The organism is Streptomyces sp. 11x1 (assembly GCF_032598905.1).
GTDB lineage: Bacteria > Actinomycetota > Actinomycetes > Streptomycetales > Streptomycetaceae > Streptomyces.
On record NZ_CP122458.1, the window covers coordinates 2,011,810 to 2,030,631 of the forward strand.

The 18,822-nt window shown below is 72.4% G+C and carries 17 protein-coding genes; 7 read left to right on the forward strand and 10 right to left on the reverse strand.

Features of this window, described 5'->3' with window-relative positions:
- Positions 1–89: 89 nt before the first annotated feature.
- Positions 90–293 carry a hypothetical protein gene (locus P8T65_RS08965; RefSeq protein ID WP_316724851.1) on the forward strand — a complete coding sequence of 68 codons (204 nt, stop codon included), beginning with the start codon at positions 90–92 and terminating at the stop codon, positions 291–293.
- A 70-nt stretch (positions 294–363) separates the two neighbouring features.
- Here the strand turns inward: P8T65_RS08965 and P8T65_RS08970 are convergent, their stop codons facing one another.
- From P8T65_RS08970 to allB, 3 genes are all read right to left on the reverse strand, one after another.
- Positions 364–750, reverse strand: coding sequence for a ribonuclease domain-containing protein (locus P8T65_RS08970; protein WP_184901117.1), 387 nt, complete (start codon positions 748–750; stop codon positions 364–366).
- Positions 751–1,107: 357 nt separating this feature from the next.
- Positions 1,108–2,238, reverse strand: a complete 1,131-nt coding sequence (alc, locus tag P8T65_RS08975; RefSeq protein WP_316724854.1) for an allantoicase — start codon at positions 2,236–2,238, stop codon at positions 1,108–1,110.
- 50 nt (positions 2,239–2,288) lie between these two features.
- On the reverse strand, positions 2,289–3,626 hold the full coding sequence (allB, locus tag P8T65_RS08980; protein ID WP_316724856.1) for an allantoinase AllB: 1,338 nt from the start codon (positions 3,624–3,626) through the stop codon (positions 2,289–2,291).
- Between the two features lie 280 nt (positions 3,627–3,906).
- Here allB and P8T65_RS08985 point away from each other — a divergent pair, with 280 nt between their 5' ends.
- Positions 3,907–4,704, forward strand: coding sequence for an IclR family transcriptional regulator (locus P8T65_RS08985; protein WP_316731527.1), 798 nt, complete (start codon positions 3,907–3,909; stop codon positions 4,702–4,704).
- Positions 4,705–4,963: 259 nt separating this feature from the next.
- Here P8T65_RS08985 and P8T65_RS08990 read toward each other — a convergent pair whose 3' ends face one another.
- On the reverse strand, positions 4,964–5,278 hold the full coding sequence (locus P8T65_RS08990; RefSeq protein WP_230213488.1) for a DUF5955 family protein: 315 nt from the start codon (positions 5,276–5,278) through the stop codon (positions 4,964–4,966).
- 236 nt (positions 5,279–5,514) lie between these two features.
- Here P8T65_RS08990 and P8T65_RS08995 point away from each other — a divergent pair, with 236 nt between their 5' ends.
- Together P8T65_RS08995 and aceB are read left to right on the forward strand one after the other, a co-directional pair.
- Positions 5,515–6,156: a nucleotidyltransferase family protein gene (locus tag P8T65_RS08995; protein WP_316724859.1), complete on the forward strand. Its 642-nt coding sequence runs from the start codon at positions 5,515–5,517 to the stop codon at positions 6,154–6,156.
- A gap of 187 nt (positions 6,157–6,343) precedes the next feature.
- On the forward strand, positions 6,344–7,984 hold the full coding sequence (gene aceB / locus P8T65_RS09000; RefSeq protein ID WP_316724860.1) for a malate synthase A: 1,641 nt from the start codon (positions 6,344–6,346) through the stop codon (positions 7,982–7,984).
- A gap of 1 nt (position 7,985) precedes the next feature.
- On the opposite strand, the gene P8T65_RS09005 is transcribed toward aceB, so the two are convergent.
- The 5 genes from P8T65_RS09005 to P8T65_RS09025 all read right to left on the reverse strand — a co-directional run bounded on the left by P8T65_RS09005 (position 7,986) and on the right by P8T65_RS09025 (position 13,140).
- Complete coding sequence (locus P8T65_RS09005; RefSeq protein ID WP_184901107.1) at positions 7,986–8,273, reverse strand: SelT/SelW/SelH family protein; 288 nt, start codon at positions 8,271–8,273, stop codon at positions 7,986–7,988.
- Positions 8,270–9,184 (reverse strand): HipA family kinase, encoded by a 915-nt coding sequence (locus tag P8T65_RS09010; RefSeq protein ID WP_316724862.1) that lies wholly within the window; start codon positions 9,182–9,184, stop codon positions 8,270–8,272. Before P8T65_RS09010 ends, P8T65_RS09005 begins: the two co-directional genes overlap by 4 nt.
- 127 nt (positions 9,185–9,311) lie before the next feature.
- Positions 9,312–9,536, reverse strand: coding sequence for a translation initiation factor IF-1 (gene infA / locus P8T65_RS09015; protein WP_316724863.1), 225 nt, complete (start codon positions 9,534–9,536; stop codon positions 9,312–9,314).
- Positions 9,533–10,324: a GNAT family N-acetyltransferase gene (locus tag P8T65_RS09020; protein ID WP_316724865.1), complete on the reverse strand. Its 792-nt coding sequence runs from the start codon at positions 10,322–10,324 to the stop codon at positions 9,533–9,535. Before P8T65_RS09020 ends, infA begins: the two co-directional genes overlap by 4 nt.
- A gap of 122 nt (positions 10,325–10,446) precedes the next feature.
- Positions 10,447–13,140 carry an AMP-binding protein gene (locus tag P8T65_RS09025; protein WP_316724867.1) on the reverse strand — a complete coding sequence of 898 codons (2,694 nt, stop codon included), beginning with the start codon at positions 13,138–13,140 and terminating at the stop codon, positions 10,447–10,449.
- Positions 13,141–13,434: 294 nt separating this feature from the next.
- Here P8T65_RS09025 and P8T65_RS09030 point away from each other — a divergent pair, with 294 nt between their 5' ends.
- From P8T65_RS09030 to P8T65_RS09040, 3 genes are read left to right on the forward strand one after another with little or no spacing between them, the layout of a single operon-like run.
- Positions 13,435–14,484 (forward strand): iron ABC transporter substrate-binding protein, encoded by a 1,050-nt coding sequence (locus P8T65_RS09030; RefSeq protein ID WP_316724869.1) that lies wholly within the window; start codon positions 13,435–13,437, stop codon positions 14,482–14,484.
- 5 nt (positions 14,485–14,489) lie between these two features.
- Positions 14,490–16,091, forward strand: coding sequence for an ABC transporter permease (locus P8T65_RS09035; protein ID WP_374116959.1), 1,602 nt, complete (start codon positions 14,490–14,492; stop codon positions 16,089–16,091).
- A complete protein-coding gene (locus tag P8T65_RS09040) occupies positions 16,088–17,143 on the forward strand; it encodes an ABC transporter ATP-binding protein (protein WP_316724871.1) in 1,056 nt (351 codons plus the stop codon). Before P8T65_RS09035 ends, P8T65_RS09040 begins: the two co-directional genes overlap by 4 nt.
- Before the next feature lie 70 nt (positions 17,144–17,213).
- On the opposite strand, the gene P8T65_RS09045 is transcribed toward P8T65_RS09040, so the two are convergent.
- A complete protein-coding gene (locus P8T65_RS09045) occupies positions 17,214–18,818 on the reverse strand; it encodes an IucA/IucC family protein (protein WP_316724873.1) in 1,605 nt (534 codons plus the stop codon).
- Between the last annotated feature and the right edge of the window lie 4 nt (positions 18,819–18,822).

The following is an 18,822-nucleotide window of genomic DNA, read 5'->3' on the forward strand; positions in this document are numbered from 1 at the left end:
GCGTCGCGCCGAGGATCGGTACTCCCGTCGCGCGGACCTCGCCCCGCGGCCGATGAACGTGGGGGGACCGCGGGGCGAGGATCCTGGACATGAAGGAGCTGTTGGAGTTTCTCGGGTTCATCGCCCTGCTGCAGGGCACCGGCGGTCTGGTGTACGAACTCACCGGCAAGCTGAGGTGGGGGGTGACGCAGCGGTGGAGCGCCCTGGAAGGCTACGAGATCTATGTGAGCATCGCGCTGATCGTCCTGGCGATCGCCCTGTTCGCGGCGGCGGAGAGCCGGAGGTCCCGTTGACCGGTGACCGCGCGACCGTCCGTCCGGTGGGGGAAGGACGGACGGTCGCGCGGGGTGTTGGCCGGCCTGGTCAGCAGTCGTGGTCGACCAGGTCGAAGGACGCGTAGTGGTCGGCGGTGTAGTAGTCCTCCTCGTGGGCCTGACCGGTGACGATGCGGCGGGCGCCGCGGGTGGAGGAGCCGGGGGTCTTCACCGTGTACTCGTGGTAGTAACCGGTGGACCGCGACGGTAGGACGCGCTCACGGTTCTGGAAGACGCTGCCGTCCTGCGCGTACGGGTAGGGGCCGCCCCGCGCGATCAGGTCGAGCGTGGTGTGCGCCTGCGACGGCAGGTCGCTGTAGCAGATGCTGCCGACCGCCGCGGCCGCCGGTGTGGCCGTGACGGTGCCGCCGACGAGGAGGGCGGACAGGAGGGCGGCCGCCACTCCGATGCGTGGTGCTCGTGGGGGGAATCGCATGGCCTCATGATGACGCGCGTAGACAGTGACATGTCAATGACAAGTTCCATGATTTTCCGGGCACGTCCGTTAAGTTTTCCGGGAGTTAACCGGGACCGACGGGCCTGCCCGCGACCTTCACACCGCTGGCCGCGGGCGGGCCGGGCTAGGCCCTGTCGTCACATTCCCGCCTGCCCCGCGACGCCATGCACGCGCTCTCGACGCACCGTGCACCGACCCGAGTACGTCCGGTACGCGGGTCAGTGCCCGGCACGCCGATAGCACGCTCCCCCGGTCTCGGCTGCGCTCGACCGGGAGGTACCCCCACGACGCCGCCAGGCCGCCCTTCGGGCGACGACGGGAAGTTGACGACAGGGCCTAGCCGCCCAGTTCCTGGTGGCGGGTCGACAGGCGGGTGCTGCCCTGGTCCGTCAGGGAGCCGAAGAGGCGGAGGCGGGAGATGCCGCCGTCGGGGTAGATGTCGACGCGGGCGTGGGTGGCCAGGGCGGGGGCCGCGAGGACGAAGCGGTGGTTGGTGTCGGGCTGGAGGCGGGTGCGCGGGAGGACTTCCGTCCACTCGCCGTCGTCCCCGTCCCTCACCGAGACCGTGGCCCAGCCAGCCGCGTTGCCCTTGAGGTACGCCGTGTCGATCTCCAGGGCGCGGATCTCGGCCTGGGCGGCCAGGCGGTAGCGGATCCAGTCGTTGCCCTGGTCGCGACGGCGCCGGGTCTCCCAGCACTCGTGCATCACCCGGGCGCGGCCGGGCTGGATGGTGTTGGTGGCGGGCGAGTAGAAGAGGTTGGAGGCGTCCTCGGCCCGGCCGCCGTTCTCCAGGGCGACCACGTCGAAGGTGCCGAGAGCCGCGAGCCAGGCCGGGTCCGGTACGACCTCCCCGTGGACCCGGAGGCGGGCGATGCCGCCGTCGGGGTGCTGGTTCAGGCGGAGGTGGGTGAAGCGCTGCTCGACGGAGACGGCGAAGCCGTTGGCGGCGTGGCCGCCGACCGGGGTGCGCGGGACGAGCGTCGTCCACTTCACGTCGTCGGCGAGCAGTTCCTCCGGCGACGGGGAACCGGCCACGCAGGCGCCCTCGACGGACACCGCCTGCGGGTAGTTGCCGCGGAAGTGGGCCGTGTCGACGACGATTCCCCGGATCACCCCGGGCGCGCCCAGGCGGATCAGCGCCCAGTCGTGGTCCTCGGCCGTCGGCCAGGGATGCTCGGCGGAGGCACCCCGGCGGCGGCGCGTCTCCCAGCCGTCCATGACCTTGCCCTTGTGCCCGAAGTGCTCGGGGTCGAACTCGGCGCGCTCGGGCACCAGCAGGTTCTCCCGGTGGGCGAAGAACTCGTCGTTGGCGGCGATCACACCCGCGCCGAGCCTGCGGTCGGCGAGGTCGGCGTACTGGGTGAAGGGGAAGTCGGCGGTGCGGTAGTCCGCGTACGGGTCGCCGCCGCCGTAGGGGTTCGCGTCGCCGGTGAAGCTCGCGAGCGGGGTGTGGTGCTGCGCCGTCACGATGATCAGGTCTGCCTTTCGGTGGTGGCCGCCGCGGGTGCGTGGGTGAATCAGGGTGTGCGGGTGAGGAGTTGTCCCTTCGGTTCGGTGAACTCGCCGTCGGCGACGATGCGTTCACCGTGCAGCCAGGTGGACTTGACCACGCCGTACAGGGTCTTGCCGGCGTAGGCGGTGACCCGGTTGCGGTGCTGGAGCGCGGCCGGGTCGACGGTGAAGGTCTCGTCCGGGGCGAGGACGGCGAAGTCGGCGTCGCGGCCGGGCTCGATGGCGCCCTTGCGGTCCAGTCCGACGAGGGCGGCCGTGCGGGTGGACATCCAGCGGACCACGTCCTCCAGGCCGTGGCCGCGCCTGCGGGCCTCCGTCCAGACCGCCGCGAGGCTCAGCTGCAGGCCGGAGATGCCGCCCCAGGCGGTGGCGAAGTCGTCGGTCTTGAGGTCGGCGGTCGACGGGGAGTGGTCGGTGACCACACAGTCGATGGTGCCGTCCGCGAGGGCCTGCCAGAGGAGGTCCTGGTTGGCGGACTCCCGGATGGGCGGGCAGCACTTGAACTCGCTCGCCCCGTCCGGGACTTCCTCGGCCGTGAGGGTGAGGTAGTGCGGGCAGGTCTCCACGGTGATCCGTACGCCCTCCCGCTTCGCCTCGGCGATCAGCGGGAGGGCGTCGCTGGAGGAGAGGTGGAGCACGTGGACGCGTGCGTCGAGCCGCCGGGCCTGGGCGACGAGGGCCGCGATGGCGGTGTCCTCGGCGTCACGCGGGCGGGAGGCGAGGAAGTCGGCGTACCGGGGGCCGCCCTGCTGGGGAGCCGCGTCGAGGTGGTGGGGGTCCTCGGCGTGGACGATCAGCAGTCCGCCGAAGCCCGCGATCTCGGCCAGGGAGCGGGCGAGTCCGTCCTGGTCGAGGTGCGGGAACTCCTCCACGCCCGACGGCGACAGGAACGCCTTGAAGCCGAAGACCCCGCTGTCGTGCAGCGGGCGCAGGTCCTTGACGTTGTCGGGCAGGGCGCCGCCCCAGAAGCCGACGTCGATGTGGGCCTTGTCGGCGGCGACCTCGCGCTTCGTACGGAGGTGGTCGACCGTGGTGGTCGGCGGGAGGGAGTTGAGAGGCATGTCGACGAGGGTGGTGATGCCTCCGGCCGCCGCCGCGCGGGTGGCGGTCCAGAAGCCCTCCCAGTGGGTGCGTCCGGGGTCGTTCACATGGACGTGGGTGTCGACGAGGCCGGGCAGCAGGACGTGGTCGCCGAGATCCTCCAGGCGCGCGCCGGACGGTATGTCGGCGTCGTGGGGGAGTACGGCCGTGATCCTGCCGTCGGCGACGGCGACCGCGGCGGGGCGCGATCCGTCGGGGGTGATGACGCGCGTCGAGCGCAACACCAATTCAGCCTCGGACACCGGGACCCCTCTCGCCGTACCGCTCTTCACTTCCGCTTAACGGTATTTACTTCCACGTAACGGAATTCAACGTTCTGTTGAAGGAGTTTTCACCCGCCTCGCGCCCCCGTCAAGGGCACACCCTCCACTCTGCCTCCCACGGCACGCATCCTGGTTGTTTTCACAAGACGGAATTACCATTCCACTGAGCAGAACTTAATGACGTACGAGCTCGTAGTCAACGAACTGCCGGGTAGGCTGCGACCTCGCCCGCCATCTCGAAAGGACCGCGCCCGTGCCGATGTCCAGCGCCAGCGCCCACACGACCGACTCCGCCAAGTCGTCCTCCGGTGGTGTCCAGTCCCTCGAGCGCGCCTTCGATCTGCTGGAGCGGATGGCGGACGCCGGCGGCGAGGTGGGCCTGAGCGAGCTGTCCGCGAGCAGTGGCCTGCCGCTGCCGACGATCCACCGGCTGATGCGGACGCTGGTCGTCTGCGGCTACGTACGCCAGCAGTCCAACCGGCGCTACGCCCTCGGCCCGCGCCTGATCCGCCTCGGCGAGTCCGCGTCCCGGCTGCTCGGCACCTGGGCCCGCCCGTACCTGGCACGTCTCGTCGAGGAGACCGGCGAGACGGCGAACATGGCGCTGCTGGACGGCGACGAGATCGTCTACGTCGCCCAGGTGCCGTCCAAGCACTCGATGCGGATGTTCACCGAGGTGGGCCGCCGCGTCCTCCCCCACTCCACGGGGGTCGGCAAGGCGCTCCTCGCCGGCTTCCCGGCCGACGAGGTGCGCGCGCTGCTGGCCCGTACGGGCATGCCGGCGGCCACGGACAAGACGATCACCACGCCCGAGGGCTTCCTGAGCGCCCTGGAGGACGTCCGCCGGCTGGGGTACGCGGTCGACGACAACGAACAGGAGATCGGCGTCCGCTGCCTCGCCGTCTCCGTCCCGGACTCCCCCACCGCCGCGGCTATTTCGATCTCCGGCCCGGCGGGACGCGTCACGGAGACGGCGACGGAACGAATCGTGCCGGTGCTGCAGCAGGTGGCGGTGGAACTGTCGGAGGCGCTGGCGAGTTCGGGCGCGGGCAGCTGAGCGGCGGGCCGTCGGTCACGTCGGCGGGGGCGCCTTCGGGAACCTCGTCGGGTGCGGGTGCGTGGGCTGGTCGCGCAGTTCCCCGCGCCCTGAAGGATTCAGGCCCGGCGGGCCTGAAAAGGCTGGGGCGCAGCCCCGTCTTTTCAGGGGCGCGGGGAACTGCGCGACCAGCCCCCACCGAAGGGACGTCTGGGGGTCAAAGGGGCGCAGCCCCTGAGGATGGGACGGGCAGGGGCGGCGGGGGCGGAAGAAGCGACGGTCACCGACGAGGCGGCTCCCCGAACAACTCCACCGCCGTACGCACATCCGCCAACCCCTTCGCCAACGCACTCACCGACCCGATCGACCCCGCGATCAGCAACAGCGAGCGCCGCAACCGCGGAACCTCCGGCATCCCGGTGACGGCCATCGCCGCGAGCGCCGCCAGCTCGTCCTCCGCTATGCCCCGGTCGGGAAACTCCGCCGGATGCGCGGCCAGTTCACGACGCAGCCGGGACACGGCCGAGCTCAGCTCCGCCACTCTCGGATCCTCGTCACCGCCGGTCACTGGCCTCTGCCCCAAGCTCCGCAACACAGCCCTCTCCCCCCCTCGCCCACGCCTTCGTGCACGAGTCATGGCCGTGCGACGGCGCACGGCCGCCCGCCCCGTGGCGTCGGTCGGGCGCCGGGGGTGGCGCGGGCCAGTAAACGCCAATCGGTGTGGCGAGCGCCACCACGGGGACCGAAATTCAGTCCCCGGGCACCACAAAGACGGCACCCGGTCCGTGGGGCTTCACGGGACGCCCCCGCCCGGTCGGGTATGCAGGGGACATGACGCACCACCAGTCCCGTGACACCGCCCCTGACCCGGCCCGCCCGGCGTCCGAGAGCGTGATCGTCGGCCTGCTGCTGGCCGCCGGTGGCGGGCGGCGCCTCGGCGGTCGCCCCAAGGCCCTGCTCACCCACCGCGGCCGCCCGTTGGTCGAACACGCGGTCGGCGTACTGCGGGCGGGCGGCTGCACCCGGGTCCATGTGGTCCTCGGCGCGGAGTCGTCGGCCGTGCGCGCCCGCGCCGACCTGCCCGGCTGCGTGCTGGTCGACAATCCGGACTGGGCCGAGGGGATGGGCTCCTCGCTGCGAGCCGGACTGGAGTCACTGACGGGGACGGGAGCGGACGCCGCCCTGGTGTCGCTGGTGGACCAGCCGGGCATCGGGCCGGAGGCGGTGGCCCGCGTCCTCGCCGCGCACGGTTCGCGCGGGTCGCTCGTGGCGGCCGCGTACGACGGCGTGCGGGGCCACCCCGTCCTCTTCGGCGCCGACCACTGGGCCGGCATCACCGCCACCGCCACCGGCGACCGAGGGGCCCGCGTCTATCTGAAGGAGCACGGCGACACGATCACCCTCGTCGAGTGCGGGGACGTGGCACGGCCGTACGACATCGACACCGAGGCGGACCTCGTCCACCTTGAGTGAACAGGGTGACACTCAGCGCCACCCTGCCTCGACCCGAAGAATCTCGACATCAACAAAACATTGAACTTCCACCATGAGGAAACTACTATCCACAGCTCAGAAGGGTCCCGCCCATCCGGGGGCGCCCACAGCCCGACCCGGGTCGACTGACACCCGGTGCCACGCCCGCTGAAGGAAGTGACAGCTCATGTCCGCACCAGCGCCGTCCCCGCTGGCCATCGTCGACGCCGAGCCCCTGCCCCGTCAGGACGAGGTCCTCACCCCCGCCGCCCTCGCCTTCGTGGCCGAGCTGCACCGCCGGTTCACCCCCCGACGTGACGAGCTGCTGGCCCGCCGCGCGGAGCGGCGCGCCGAGATCGCCCGCACCTCCACGCTCGACTTCCTCCCGGAGACCGCCGCGATCCGCGCCGACGACTCCTGGAAGGTGGCCCCCTCCCCGGCCGCCTTGGACGACCGCCGTGTCGAGATCACCGGCCCCACCGACCGCAAGATGACGATCAACGCCCTGAACTCGGGGGCGAAGATCTGGCTCGCGGACTTCGAGGACGCCTCCGCGCCCACCTGGGAGAACGTGGTCCTCGGCCAGGTGAACATGGCCGACGCCTACACCCGGAACATCGACTTCACCGACGAGCGCACCGGCAAGTCCTACGCGCTGCGCCCGAACGAGGAGCTGGCGACGGTCGTCATGCGCCCGCGCGGCTGGCACCTCGACGAGCGCCACCTCGTCGACAGCGTCGGCGACGGCCGGGCGGTGCCCGGCGCGCTCGTCGACTTCGGGCTGTACTTCTTCCACAATGCCCAGCGCCTGCTGGACCTCGGCAAGGGCCCGTACTTCTACCTCCCCAAGACGGAGTCCCACCTGGAGGCCCGCCTCTGGAACGAGGTGTTCGTCTTCGCGCAGGACCACCTCGGCATCCCCCAGGGCACGGTCCGCGCCACCGTCCTCATCGAGACGATCACGGCCGCGTACGAGATGGAGGAGATCCTCTACGAACTCCGCGACCACGCCTCGGGGTTGAACGCGGGCCGCTGGGACTACCTCTTCTCCATCGTGAAGAACTTCCGTGACGGCGGCGCCAAGTTCGTCCTCCCGGACCGCAACGCGGTGACGATGACCGCCCCGTTCATGCGCGCGTACACCGAACTCCTCGTCCGCACCTGCCACAAGCGCGGCGCGCACGCGATCGGCGGCATGGCCGCCTTCATCCCGTCGCGCCGCGACGAGGAGGTCAACAAGGTCGCGTTCGAGAAGGTCAAGGCCGACAAGGACCGTGAGGCGAACGACGGCTTCGACGGCTCCTGGGTGGCCCACCCTGACCTGGTCCCGATCGCCATGGCCTCCTTCGACGCCGTCCTCGGCGACAAGCCCCACCAGAAGGACCGCCTCCGCGACGACGTCGACGTCAAGGCCGGCGATCTGATCGCCGTCGACTCCCTCGACGCCAGGCCGACGTACGCCGGACTCGTCAACGCCGTCCAGGTCGGCATCCGTTACATCGAGGCCTGGCTGCGCGGCCTCGGCGCCGTCGCCATCTTCAACCTGATGGAGGACGCGGCCACCGCCGAGATCTCCCGCTCCCAGATCTGGCAGTGGATCAACGCGGGCGTCGAGTTCGAGCGCGACGGACAGACGGTGAAGGCCACGCCGGAGCTGGCCCGCGAGGTCGCCGCCGAGGAACTCGCCAACCTGCGGGCCGAGTTGGGCGAGGAGGCGTTCGCCGCCGGGCACTGGCAGCAGGCCCACGACCTCCTGCTGGAGGTCTCCCTCGACGAGGACTACGTCGACTTCCTGACCCTGCCGGCGTACGAGCAGCTCAAGGGCTGAGCTACGACCCGCCGATCCTGTCCGAGTGGCCCAGGGACCTTCCCGGGGCCACTCGGTCGCGTACGGCCTGCTTCACGGCGGTGGGCTCGGGGAAGCCCTGGTCACGGCGGTCCCAGACGACCTCGTCGCCCACCCGGACCACGAAGACGCCGCCCGTGCCGGGCTTGAGGGACAGCTCCGTCAGTTCGGTCTCGAAGGTCGTCAGCAGCTCCTGGGCCAGCCAGGCGGCCCGGGGCAGCCAGCGGCACTGGGTGCAGTACTCGATCTCGACCCGCTGTGTCCGCGTCATCCCAGGTGCACCGACCAATCCTGTTCCGCCGCCGGCTTGCCGTGCAGGTCGGGTACCCGCTTCAGCCAGTCCGGTCGGCCTCGCTGTGTTCTCGCCGCGCGGAGGGCCTCCTCGGCGGCGAGTTCCTCCCGGGTGGGGAAGTCGGTGGGGAGCCAGTCGGCGGAGGCGGCCACGCGCGCGTGGAGGTAGCGCACATAGGCGTCGCGGACCTCGTCGGGCGAGGTGAAGCCGTCCTCGACGGGCAGCCAGCCGTCCGGGACCTCCGCGACGATGCGCCGCAGCAGGTCCTCGGTCACCTTCGGCGCGAGCTCCGCGTCGGCCGCGCGCACGTCCGGGGCGTAGTGGCCGAGGGCGTGGTGGCGGAAGTCGTAGGCCTTGGTGGGGTCCGAGGCGTCCCAGCGGTGGTGGAAGACGAGGGCCGCGCCGTGGTCGATCAGCCAGAGGCGCGGGGGCGCGATGCCGAGGGTGGGCCAGATCATGAGGTTCGAACTGTGCACGGTGCGGTCGACGTTGACCGTGAGGGCGTCGAGCCAGACGATCCGGCCGGCTTCCAGCGGGTCGACGCGGAACTCCCGCGCGATCTCCGGGGTGAAGTCCGCGGCGCCCGGCAGATAGTCCATGCCGAGGTTGAGGCCGGCGCTCGCCGCGTGCAGTTCCCGCACCTCCTGGTGCGGCTCGCTCTCGGCGATCACCGGGTCGAAGCGCGCCAGGACCAGCTCCGGGAACCGCATCCCGAGCGCCCGTGCCAGCTCCCCGACGATCACCTCGGCGACCAGCGCCTTGCGGCCCTGCGCCGAGCCCGTGAACTTGACGACATAGGTGCCCAGGTCGTCGGCCTCGACGACGCCGGGCACGGAGCCACCGGCACGCAGGGGGGCGACGTAGCGGGTCGCGGTGACCTCTCTCAACATCTTCCGCTCCCGGCCTTCGGTATGAAGGCACATAGTAACCAGGCGCCGTCGCCCGCCCGGCGGACCCCGGTCACGGCGTCGCCGTGACCGGGGCTCGGGATCGGCTACCGGCGGGTGCCGACCGCGGCTAGTTCCGGTACCGGAACACGATCCGGCCGCGGGTCAGGTCGTACGGCGGGAGTTCCACCAGCACCCGGTCCTCCAGCATGATCTTGATGTAGTTCTTGCGGATCTTCCCGCTGATGTGGGCGAGCACCTGGTGGCCGTTCTCCAGCTCCACGGTGAGCATGGCGCTGCGCAGGCACTCGACGACCCTGCCCTCGACCTCGATGACGTTCTTGTTCCTCGTCATCGCACCAGCTCCAGGTTGCTGCCGGCCCGCCGGGCGCCGACGCTTTCGAACAGCGCCGAGGCGGCGTGGTTGGACTCCTGCACCTCGGTCCACGCCTCGGTGAACCCGGCGCGGTGCAGGGTGTCCAGCGCGTGCGCGAGCAGCGCTCGCGCGATGCCCCGGCGCCGCTCGCCGGCCCGGACCGCGAGCAGCCCGATCCGCGGCCGGATCGGGATCACCACCCGGATCAGCCCGAGGTAGCGGTCCGGTGCCGCGGCCACCGTGTACGTCGACGGGTCGACGACGGTGTCGCCGTCGGGGCCGTGCACCACCTCCGCGGGCATCGAATGCCACCCGACGGTCGCCTCGACCTCGTCACGGATCGCGCGGTCCACCGCCCGCAGCAAAGCCTCGTCCGCCCGACCGGCGGGGACGATCGTCACGCCGGGAGGCGGCAGGACCTCGTCGAGCCCTGTGGCCCGCGGGTCGGTCGGCACGACGTACTCCCACTCGCGGCGCCGGATCGTGAATCCGGCCCGCCGCAGGCGGGCCGTCAGCTCCACGTCGGCCTCGTCCACCACGGTGTGCAGCGGCGCCGGCAGGTCCGCCGACATCGCCTCGGCGAGCCGGTCGAAGGGCTCGTCGTGCCAGGCGTCGATGCTGACGTACAGCCGTCCGTCGGGCCGGTGCCGTGCGTGCCCGCGGCCGACCACCAGGTCGTCTTCCAGTGCGTGCCATTGCCCGTCCGCGACGCGCGTGATCATCACGGCGTTCTCGCCCGGACCGGCAATGCGGGGTTTCGCTCTCATCGGAGTCTCCCTCCAGGAGTGCCTCGATCTCAGGCGCTCCCGGCGACACCGAACGTCAGCCGCCGGACCGTGACGAGTTGAGGGAGCACCCACGGGTGACTGGGTTCACGGGGCTCACCTCCCTACGACGACTTCACGGTCCGCCACGAACCTAGCAACCGGGAGCCGTCCCGCTCAAAGCATTTATCCGGCTCGGCCGGGTGGCTGCCCGCCGGTCGGAGTCTGCGCACCACGCGGGTGGCGACCGTGGCGTATCCGATGCCGACCGCCAGGGAGGCGAGGAGGGCGAGGACGGGGAAGTCGTCGCGGAGGAAGGGGTAGACCTGGAAGTGGGTCAGATAGATGTAGAGGGAACTGCTCGCCAGGACGCCGGCGACGCGGTTGAGCGGACCCAGGCTCGGCAGTGTCGGCACCCAGATCAGCAGGGTCAGGCCCGCGACGACCAGGAGCGTGCGCTGCGGCTGGTCCTGGAACAGGCCGGGCGTGGTGAGCAGGAGCACCGCGGTCAGCAGGAGCCGTTGCCGCGCGCTCGTCGCCCGTGCGGCCGCCCAGCCCAGCGCGAACAGCCAGAACACCACGGCCGGGCCCAGGTGGAAGCGGGCGGGCGCCAGGCCCAGCAGGTCGTAGCGGCCGACCAGGCCGATCGCCACCAGCGCCAGCGGGACTCCGAACGGGTGGCGCCGCTCCAGCCGGTCCAGCAGCGGCACGGCCAGCAGCGCGCCCAGCACGACCAGGAAGTAGACCAGCGCCTCCACGAACCAGTAGTGCCACTCGTGACGCTCGGTGCCCTGGTCGAGGAGGCTGTTGACCAGCAGGGCGTTGGCCGGGTCGTACAGGCCGGTCAGCAGGACCGCGCAGGAGATCCACACCATGCTGGGCAGGGCTATGCGGGCGACGCCGCGCCACAGGTGGCGTACGCGGTCGCGGTGGGCGGCGGCGGTCAGGTGGAAGCGGGCGAAGTTGTAGCCCGCGACACCGATCAGGATGTGCGCGCTGCCCTGGAGCGTGAAGACGGGGATGTGCGAGCCGACGACGAGGACGATCCCGATCGCCCGTAGCGCGATCCCGGTCTCCACGGAACGCCGGGCACCTCGGGAGCAGGTCTCGCGCGCCCCGGTGTCCTCCGCCCGGTCCCCCGACTCCGTTGCCAGGGAGGCGAGTTCGCGAATCGGCCGCGCGGGCCAGTCCGTGGGGAGGGTGCCCAGGGCCTCCTCCAGCCGCAGGGACATCTCCACGTAGCAGAGCGAGTCGCCGCCCAGAGCGACGAAGCTGCTGTCGTCGGTGACGTCGTCGCGGTCGAGTATGTCGGCGTAGAGGCTCCGCAGCGCGGCTCCCGGGTCGGTGCTCCACGGGGCGGCGTCCGGGTCCGCGCCCGCCTCGCCGGCCGCGCCCGCCGGGTCCGCCGCCGGGGATCGCGGACGCGTGAGACGGCGTACGGCCTCGTGGTCGGGCTTTCCGCTGGCCAGGCGGGGCAGTTCCGGAACGACGCGCACCCGGACGGCTCGCGGCGGGATCCCGCACTCCTGTGCCACCAGGCGGCGCACGCGTGTCTCGTCGGAGTGGCTCTCGACGCCGTCCGTCAGCGCCGCCACCGCCAGCGCGTCCCCGTCGCCCACGCAGAACGCGGTGATCCCGTGCCGTTCCAGCAGGGCCTCCACGCGCTGGGGGTCGATCCGCAGGCCGCAGATCTTCGCGAACCGGCTGCGGCGCCCGACTATCTCGTACAGCCCGTCGGGCGCGCGTCGTGCCAGGTCGCCCGTGTGCAGTTCATGGACCGTGCGCCCGAGGGCGAGGTCGGCCGGGCCCTGCGCGTAGCCGAGCATGACGTTCGGGCCGGAGTAGACGAGTTCGCCGACGTCGTCCGCGTCGGGGTTCTGGGCGGTGTCCGGTTCGGTCGGCGTGTCGACGGGTGCCAGGCGGAAGGAGCCGCCGGGGATCGCCACGCCGACGGCTTCCGGGCGGGCCGCGGCGAGGTGCGGCGGCAGATAGGCCATGCGGGCCGTCGCCTCGGTCTGCCCGTACATCACGAAGAGTTCCCAGCCCGCCCGGCGCCCCTGCTCGGCGTAGCGGGCGACCCGTTCGGGCGCCAGCCGGCCGCCCGCCTGGGTGACGCGGCGCAGGTGCGGCAGCTCCATGTCGGCGAACCCGACGCGGTCGAGGAGGTCGAAGGTGTACGGCACGCCGGCCAGCGAGGTGCCGCGGGCGGCGCGGAACTCCTCCCAGAAACCGGCGTCCGCCACCGACCGGTCGGTGAGGATCAGCCCGGCGCCGCGCACCAGGTGGCTGTGGATGACGGAGAGGCCGTAGCAGTAGTGCGGAGGCAGGGTCGTGGCCGCGCGGTCGGTGTCGGTGATGCCGAGGTACCCGGCGATGGACGCGGCGTTCGCCTGCACGTTGTCGTGCGACAGGCGTACGAGCTTCGGGGAGCCGGTCGAGCCCGACGTGCTCAGCAGCAGCGCGAGGTCCGGGTGGAGGGTGTGGGCGGTGCCGGGCCTGCGTTCGTGGAGGGTGACGTGGCCGCGCTCGTCCTGACGGGCCACCACGTCCGGGTCGTACGCCTCGGTCAGCGCGTCGATCGTGCTGTCGCTGTCCCCGGGGACGAGCAGGACCGGGTGCCCGGCGGACAGGGCGGCGAGATGGACGACGAGGGCGTCGACGCGGTTGGCCCCGGCCAGCAGGACCAGACGGCGGACGGGACCGAGGCGCTTGGCCGTGGCACTGACCCGCCGGGCGAGCTCTCGATAGCTGAGTTCACCCGAAGGCGTGATGAAGGCGACGCGGTCGCCGTGGGCGGCCAGTTGGCGCGCGAAGGTCACTCCGTGCGGTCCGGCGGAGGGCCGGACCGGCGGTGCCGACAGGGGGATCGGAGTCGAGAAAGGGCTCGCGGCCGGGGGCCGGGAGGGAGCGCGAAGGGGCTCGGGCGGTGAGATCACGGGCGCGCAACCTTTCTGCGGCAGCGTCCGCAAAGAGCACAGATCCCTTGACGCTTAGGCAAGGTTTACCTTATTCATAGCATGTTCACAGTTGGCTTGAAAACATCAGTTCCCCACCCGCCGACCGACCCCGCACCCAGCGGCTCGCCGGTGGCTCCCGCAGGAAGGCACACCACCATGCGACGCCCCCTGGCTCGCCGGATCACCGCGCTCGTCGCGGCCGGCCTGCTGCTCCCCGCCCTCGCCGCCTGCGGCTCCGACGACGACACGAGCACAGCCGGGGAGGGGGGCGACTCCACCCTCGTCATCTACTCCGGACGCAACGAGAAGCTGGTCAAGCCGCTGCTCGACAAGCTGGAGAAGGCGGTGGGCACCAAGGTCGAGGTGCGCTACGGCGACAGTGCGGAGCTCGCCGCCCAGATCCTGGAGGAGGGCGAACGCACGAAGGCGGGACTGTTCTTCTCCCAGGACGCCGGCGCCCTGGGCGCCCTCTCCAAGGAGGGGATGCTGAAGAAGCTCCCGCAGTCCTCGCTCGACGGGGTGGACGAGGCCTACCGCGGCGGCGACGGCGATTGGGTGGGTCTGTCCGGACGCGTCCGGGTGATCGCCTACAACCCCGACGACCTCACCGAGGATCAGGTTCCGGACAGCGTCCACGACGTGGTGAAGCCGCAGTGGAAGGGCAAGGTCGGCTTCGCGCCCACCAACGCCTCCTTCCAGGCCTTCGTCACCGGCATGCGCGTCCTGGAGGGCGACGACGCCACCCGTGAGTGGCTGACGGACCTGAAGGCCAACGGCGCGAAGACCTACGCCCACAACCTCGCCACCCTCGACGCGATCGAGGCCGGTGAGGTCTCGCTCGGCCTGGTCAACCACTACTACTGGTACGAGCGGGTCGCCGAGAAGGGCGAGGACAAGGTCAACGCCAAGCTGCACTTCCTGCCCGGCGGGGACCCCGGCGCGCTGATCAACGTGGCGGGCGCGGGCATCCTGAAGGACAGCGGACAGACCGAGGCCGCGCAGAAGGCCGTCGACCACCTCCTCTCCGAGGAGGCGCAGACCTACTTCGCCGACAAGACGAAGGAGTACCCGCTGGCCGCGGGTGTCACCAGCACCGTCGAGGGGCTGCCGCCGTTCGAGTCCCTGGAGTCCCCCGACATCGACCTCGGCAAGCTGGACTCCCTCCAGGAGACCCTGGCGATGCTCCAGGACGTCGGGCTCGTCTGACACTCGTGAACACCACCGCATCCACGGCACCCCCGGCCGGCGCGGACGCTCCGGCCGGGCGCCGACGGGTCCGCGCCGCCCGGGGGGCCACCTCCGACGCCGGGCGCCGACCGCCGCTCGTCCTGCTCGTCCCCGCCTGCGCCGCCGCGCTGTTCGCGCTGCTGCCGCTCGGCTACCTCGCCGTGCGCGCCCTCGAACGCGGGCCCGCCTTCGCCTGGGACGTCGTCGCCGACGAGCGCACCCTCGCCCTCCTCGGCCGCAGCCTCGGCCTCACCGTCGTCGTCGTGGCGGCCTGTCTGGTGCTCGGCGTCTCCCTGGCCTGGCTGACCGTGCGCACCGCGCTGCCCGGCGCCCGCGCCTGGTCGGTGCTGGCCACGCTGCCGCTCGCCGTGCCCAGTTACGTGGCCGCCTTCGCCTGGCTGGCCGCCGAGCCCGACCTCGCCGGTTTCGGCGGCGCCGCGCTCGCCCTGACCCTCGTCAGCTTCCCGTACGTCCTCCTGCCGGTCGCCGCCGCGCTGCGCGGCACGGACCCGGCGCTGGAGGAGGCAGCCCGCTCCCTCGGACACGGACCCCTGCGGACGTTCTGGCGCGTCACCCTGCCCCAGCTGCGTCCCTCGGCGGCGGGCGGCGCCCTGCTCGTCGCGCTCTACGTCCTCTCCGACTTCGGCGCGGTCTCCCTCATGCGCTACGACACGTTCACCCGCGCCATCCACACCTCCTACCGCGCCTCCTTCGACCGCACCCCGGCAGCCGCGCTCAGCGTCGTGCTGGTGGTGATGACGGTGACCCTGGTCGCCGCCGAGGCCCGTACGCGCGGACGTGCCGGGCACGCGCGGACCGGCAGCGGGACCGCCCGCCCGGCCGCCGCGCTCCCCCTCGGCCGGTGGCGGCCGGTCGCCCTGCTGTGGTGCGCCGCCGTGGCCGCCGTGGCTGTCGTCTTCCCGCTCGCCACCCTCGGCTACTGGCTGGCCGCCGGCACCTCCGCCACCTGGGACCTGCCCCTGCTCACGGACACCGCCCTGGCCACCCTCGGGGTCGCCGCCGCGGGTGCCGCCCTCACCACGGTCCTCGCCCTGCCGGTCGGGGTGATCGCGGCCCGTCACAAGGGGCGCGGGGCGCGGCTGTTGGAGCAGTCGGCCTACGCGGGCCACGCGCTGCCCGGCATCACGGTCGCCCTGTCTCTGGTCTTCTTCGCGGTCCGCTACGCCTACCCCCTCTACCAGAAACTGCCGCTGCTGGTCGGCGCGTACGCCGTCCTCTTCCTGCCCGTCGCGGTCGCCGCGACCCGCGCCGCCGTCCTCCAGGCACCGCCCGTGCTGGAGGACGTGGCCCGCTCGCTCGGCCGGCGCCCCTGGCAGGTGCTGCGCGAGGTCACCGTGCCGCTGGCCGCGCCCGGTGTGGCGGCCGGGGCGGCCCTCACCTTCGTGGTCTGCATGAAGGAGCTCCCGGCCACCCTCCTTCTCCGGCCGACGGGCATGGACACCCTGGCCACCCGGCTGTGGACCGAGACGGGCGCCGGCTCGTTCGCGGCCGCTGCCCCCTACGCGGCCACGCTGATCCTGCTCGCGGCCGTTCCCTCCTACCTCCTTGGCAGGCACCGCCCATGAACGCTCTCCGGATCGAGGGCCTGACAAAGTCCTACGGCCCCGACGCACCCGTCCTGCGCGGCCTCGACCTCACCGTGCCGTCCGGCAGCCTGGTCGCGGTCCTGGGCCCCTCCGGCTGCGGCAAGACCACCATGCTCCGGGTCGTCGCGGGCTACCTGCGCGCGGACGCGGGCACCGTACGACTCGGCGAGCGGGTCGTCGGCGGCCCCGGGGTCCACCTGCCGCCGGAGCGCCGCCGGATCGGCATCGTGCCCCAGGAGGGCGCGCTGTTCCCGCACCTCAGTGTGGCCCGCAACGTGGCCTTCGGCCTCAAGGGCGCCGACCGGACCGAACGCCGGAACCGCACGGAGGAGATGCTGGACCTGGTCGGCCTCGCCGGCTACGGCGACCGCATGCCGCATGAACTCTCCGGCGGCCAGCAACAACGCGTCTCCCTGGCCCGCGCCCTGGCCCCGCGGCCCCAACTGGTCCTCCTCGACGAGCCGTTCAACGCCCTGGACAGCGCCCTGCGGGCGGGAGTGCGGGCGGATGTGCGCGCGGCGCTCCGGGCAACGGGCGCGACGGCGGTTCTGGTCACCCATGACCAGCAGGAGGCCCTGTCCACCGCGGACCTCGTCGCGGTCGTCCACGCGGGCCGGGTCGTCCAGTGCGCCACACCCCAGGACCTCTACCGCCGGCCCGCGGACCCCTGGGTGGCGGCGTTCGTCGGGGAGGCGGTGCTGCTCCCCGCCACCACCGGCGGCGACAACACGGCCGACACGGCACTGGGCCGCGTCCCCCTCACCGGCCGGCCCACCGGCATCCGAAAAGGCACGGTCCTCCTGCGCCCCGAACAACTCCGGCTCACCGCCCCGGACACCGAGGGCGCCGTCCGGGGCGAGGTGACGGACATCCGCTACTACGGCCACGACGCCATGGTCACCGTGACCGTCCCGGACCACGGCTCGCCCATCGAGATCCGCGTCCCGGGCCAGCCGCCGGTGAGGCTCGGGGAGGAGACGGGCGTACGGGTCACGGGCGAGGCGACACTGCACGCGAACGTCACGTCGTGAGGCTCCCTTGCCGGAACCACCCCCCGACGTCGACGTGCGCTTCGCCGACGTCATGTGCGCGACGTGGCGGTCACCGGCCGCCGCGACCGGGCGGTCGGCGGAACGGATTGGGCAGGGGGAGGTAGCGCGCAGCCGCGCCGTCCGCCCCCGTCCATCTGAGCAGCAGGTTCGTCTTGCCCGGCAGTGTGGGCGAGTCGAGCAGGTCGGCGACCTCCGGCACGTGGCCGTGGCGCTCCAGCTCTCGTCGTACGGCGGGCCGGGGGTCGAGCGCCGGGTGGTGCTCGGTCAGGGCCGCCGCGATCTCCAGGAGGTTGTTGACGAAGAGGCAGTAGACCAGCCGTTCCCAGCCGGCCGCGCGCGTGACGTCCGGGAGGAGCTTCACCCCCTCGGCGTCGCGGTAGACCACCTGGACGGGGGTGCCCGAGGCGTCGCAGGCGACGACCGTGTTCTGCAGGTGGGCCTCCAGCACGACGCCGTGGCCGTGGAACGCGGCGAGGGCCGGGGGGACGACCGCCCGCAGATACGCGTCCCACCAGGCCTCGGGGTCGGTGGCGCGCAGGAGCGGGTTCCCCGGGAAGGCCCCGGCGCTCTCGGTGAGGGCGGCGGCGAGGACGGGTGTCGTGCCGGGGGGCACATGGCCGCCCAGGCCGTCCCGCACCAACACCGCCAGCTCCTCGAACGCGAAGGCGGCGGTGCGGTAGCCGCGGTCGCTCAGCCAGGCACCCGGCGATCCGGCGAAGGCCCCCGTGACCGCCCGGTCGGTGCGGCGCAGCCTGAGCAGGTCGTGCCGCCACAGCCGGCGGATGTCGTTGGTGATCCGCACATCGAGGCTGAACTTCAGGAAGAGGTCGGAGCCGGGACCGCCGACGGCCTCAGGTACCGCCTCTGGTCCCGCCTCGGGCACGTACACCGTGCGGATCGCCGCCGTCGGCCACGTCTCCCCCCGCGTCCGGCCCAGCCGTACGAGTCGACCGTCCGCGAACGCCTCGGTCAACTCGTCGCCCACCAGGTCGAGTTGCCAGGGGTGGGCCGGAAGAAGCCGATAGCCGGGCGGGGCCGAGCCCAGGGTGTCGAGGGCGGTGGTGTCGCCCTCCTCGACCACCGCGTCCTCACGGACGCCGAGGAGGGTCAGCGGAAACCGGACATACGCCTCCGGCGCGTACGGCAGCCAGGCGGTGGCCGGCCCGCCGCCGCGCGCCTTGGGCGCGGGATGGTACGGATGACCGGTGATCAGGGACTGTTCGGAGCGCCGGTACGGGTCCTCCGGCACCGGCGCGTGGGCGCGCCGGGCCAGGAGGGCGGCCACGGCCTCTCGGCTGTCCAGCATCTCGGCGGGCAGTTCGGAGTTGGCGAGGCCGGCGAGGGCACGCAGTTCCTCGGCGACGAGTTTGACGAGGTCGGTGTGGGTGAGAGCGTGCCAGCCGCCCTCCGTGCGCACCTCGGGGTGGGTGGGACGGCGGGAGCCGCGCACCCGCAGGAGGCGGCCGCTGCCCCTGAGGCGGTGCACCACGGTCACGCCCGACGACCCGGCCGGCTCTCCGTCCGGCCCTCCCTCCGGCGCACGGGCCGACTCCCCCGCCTCCCGCAGAAGGCAGTTGAGCAGGGGTGCGGCGGCGTGGGCGTCGGCGACGGCGCCGATGCTGTCGCGGGGCGGGTTGGCGTCCACGGGGTCCATTCGT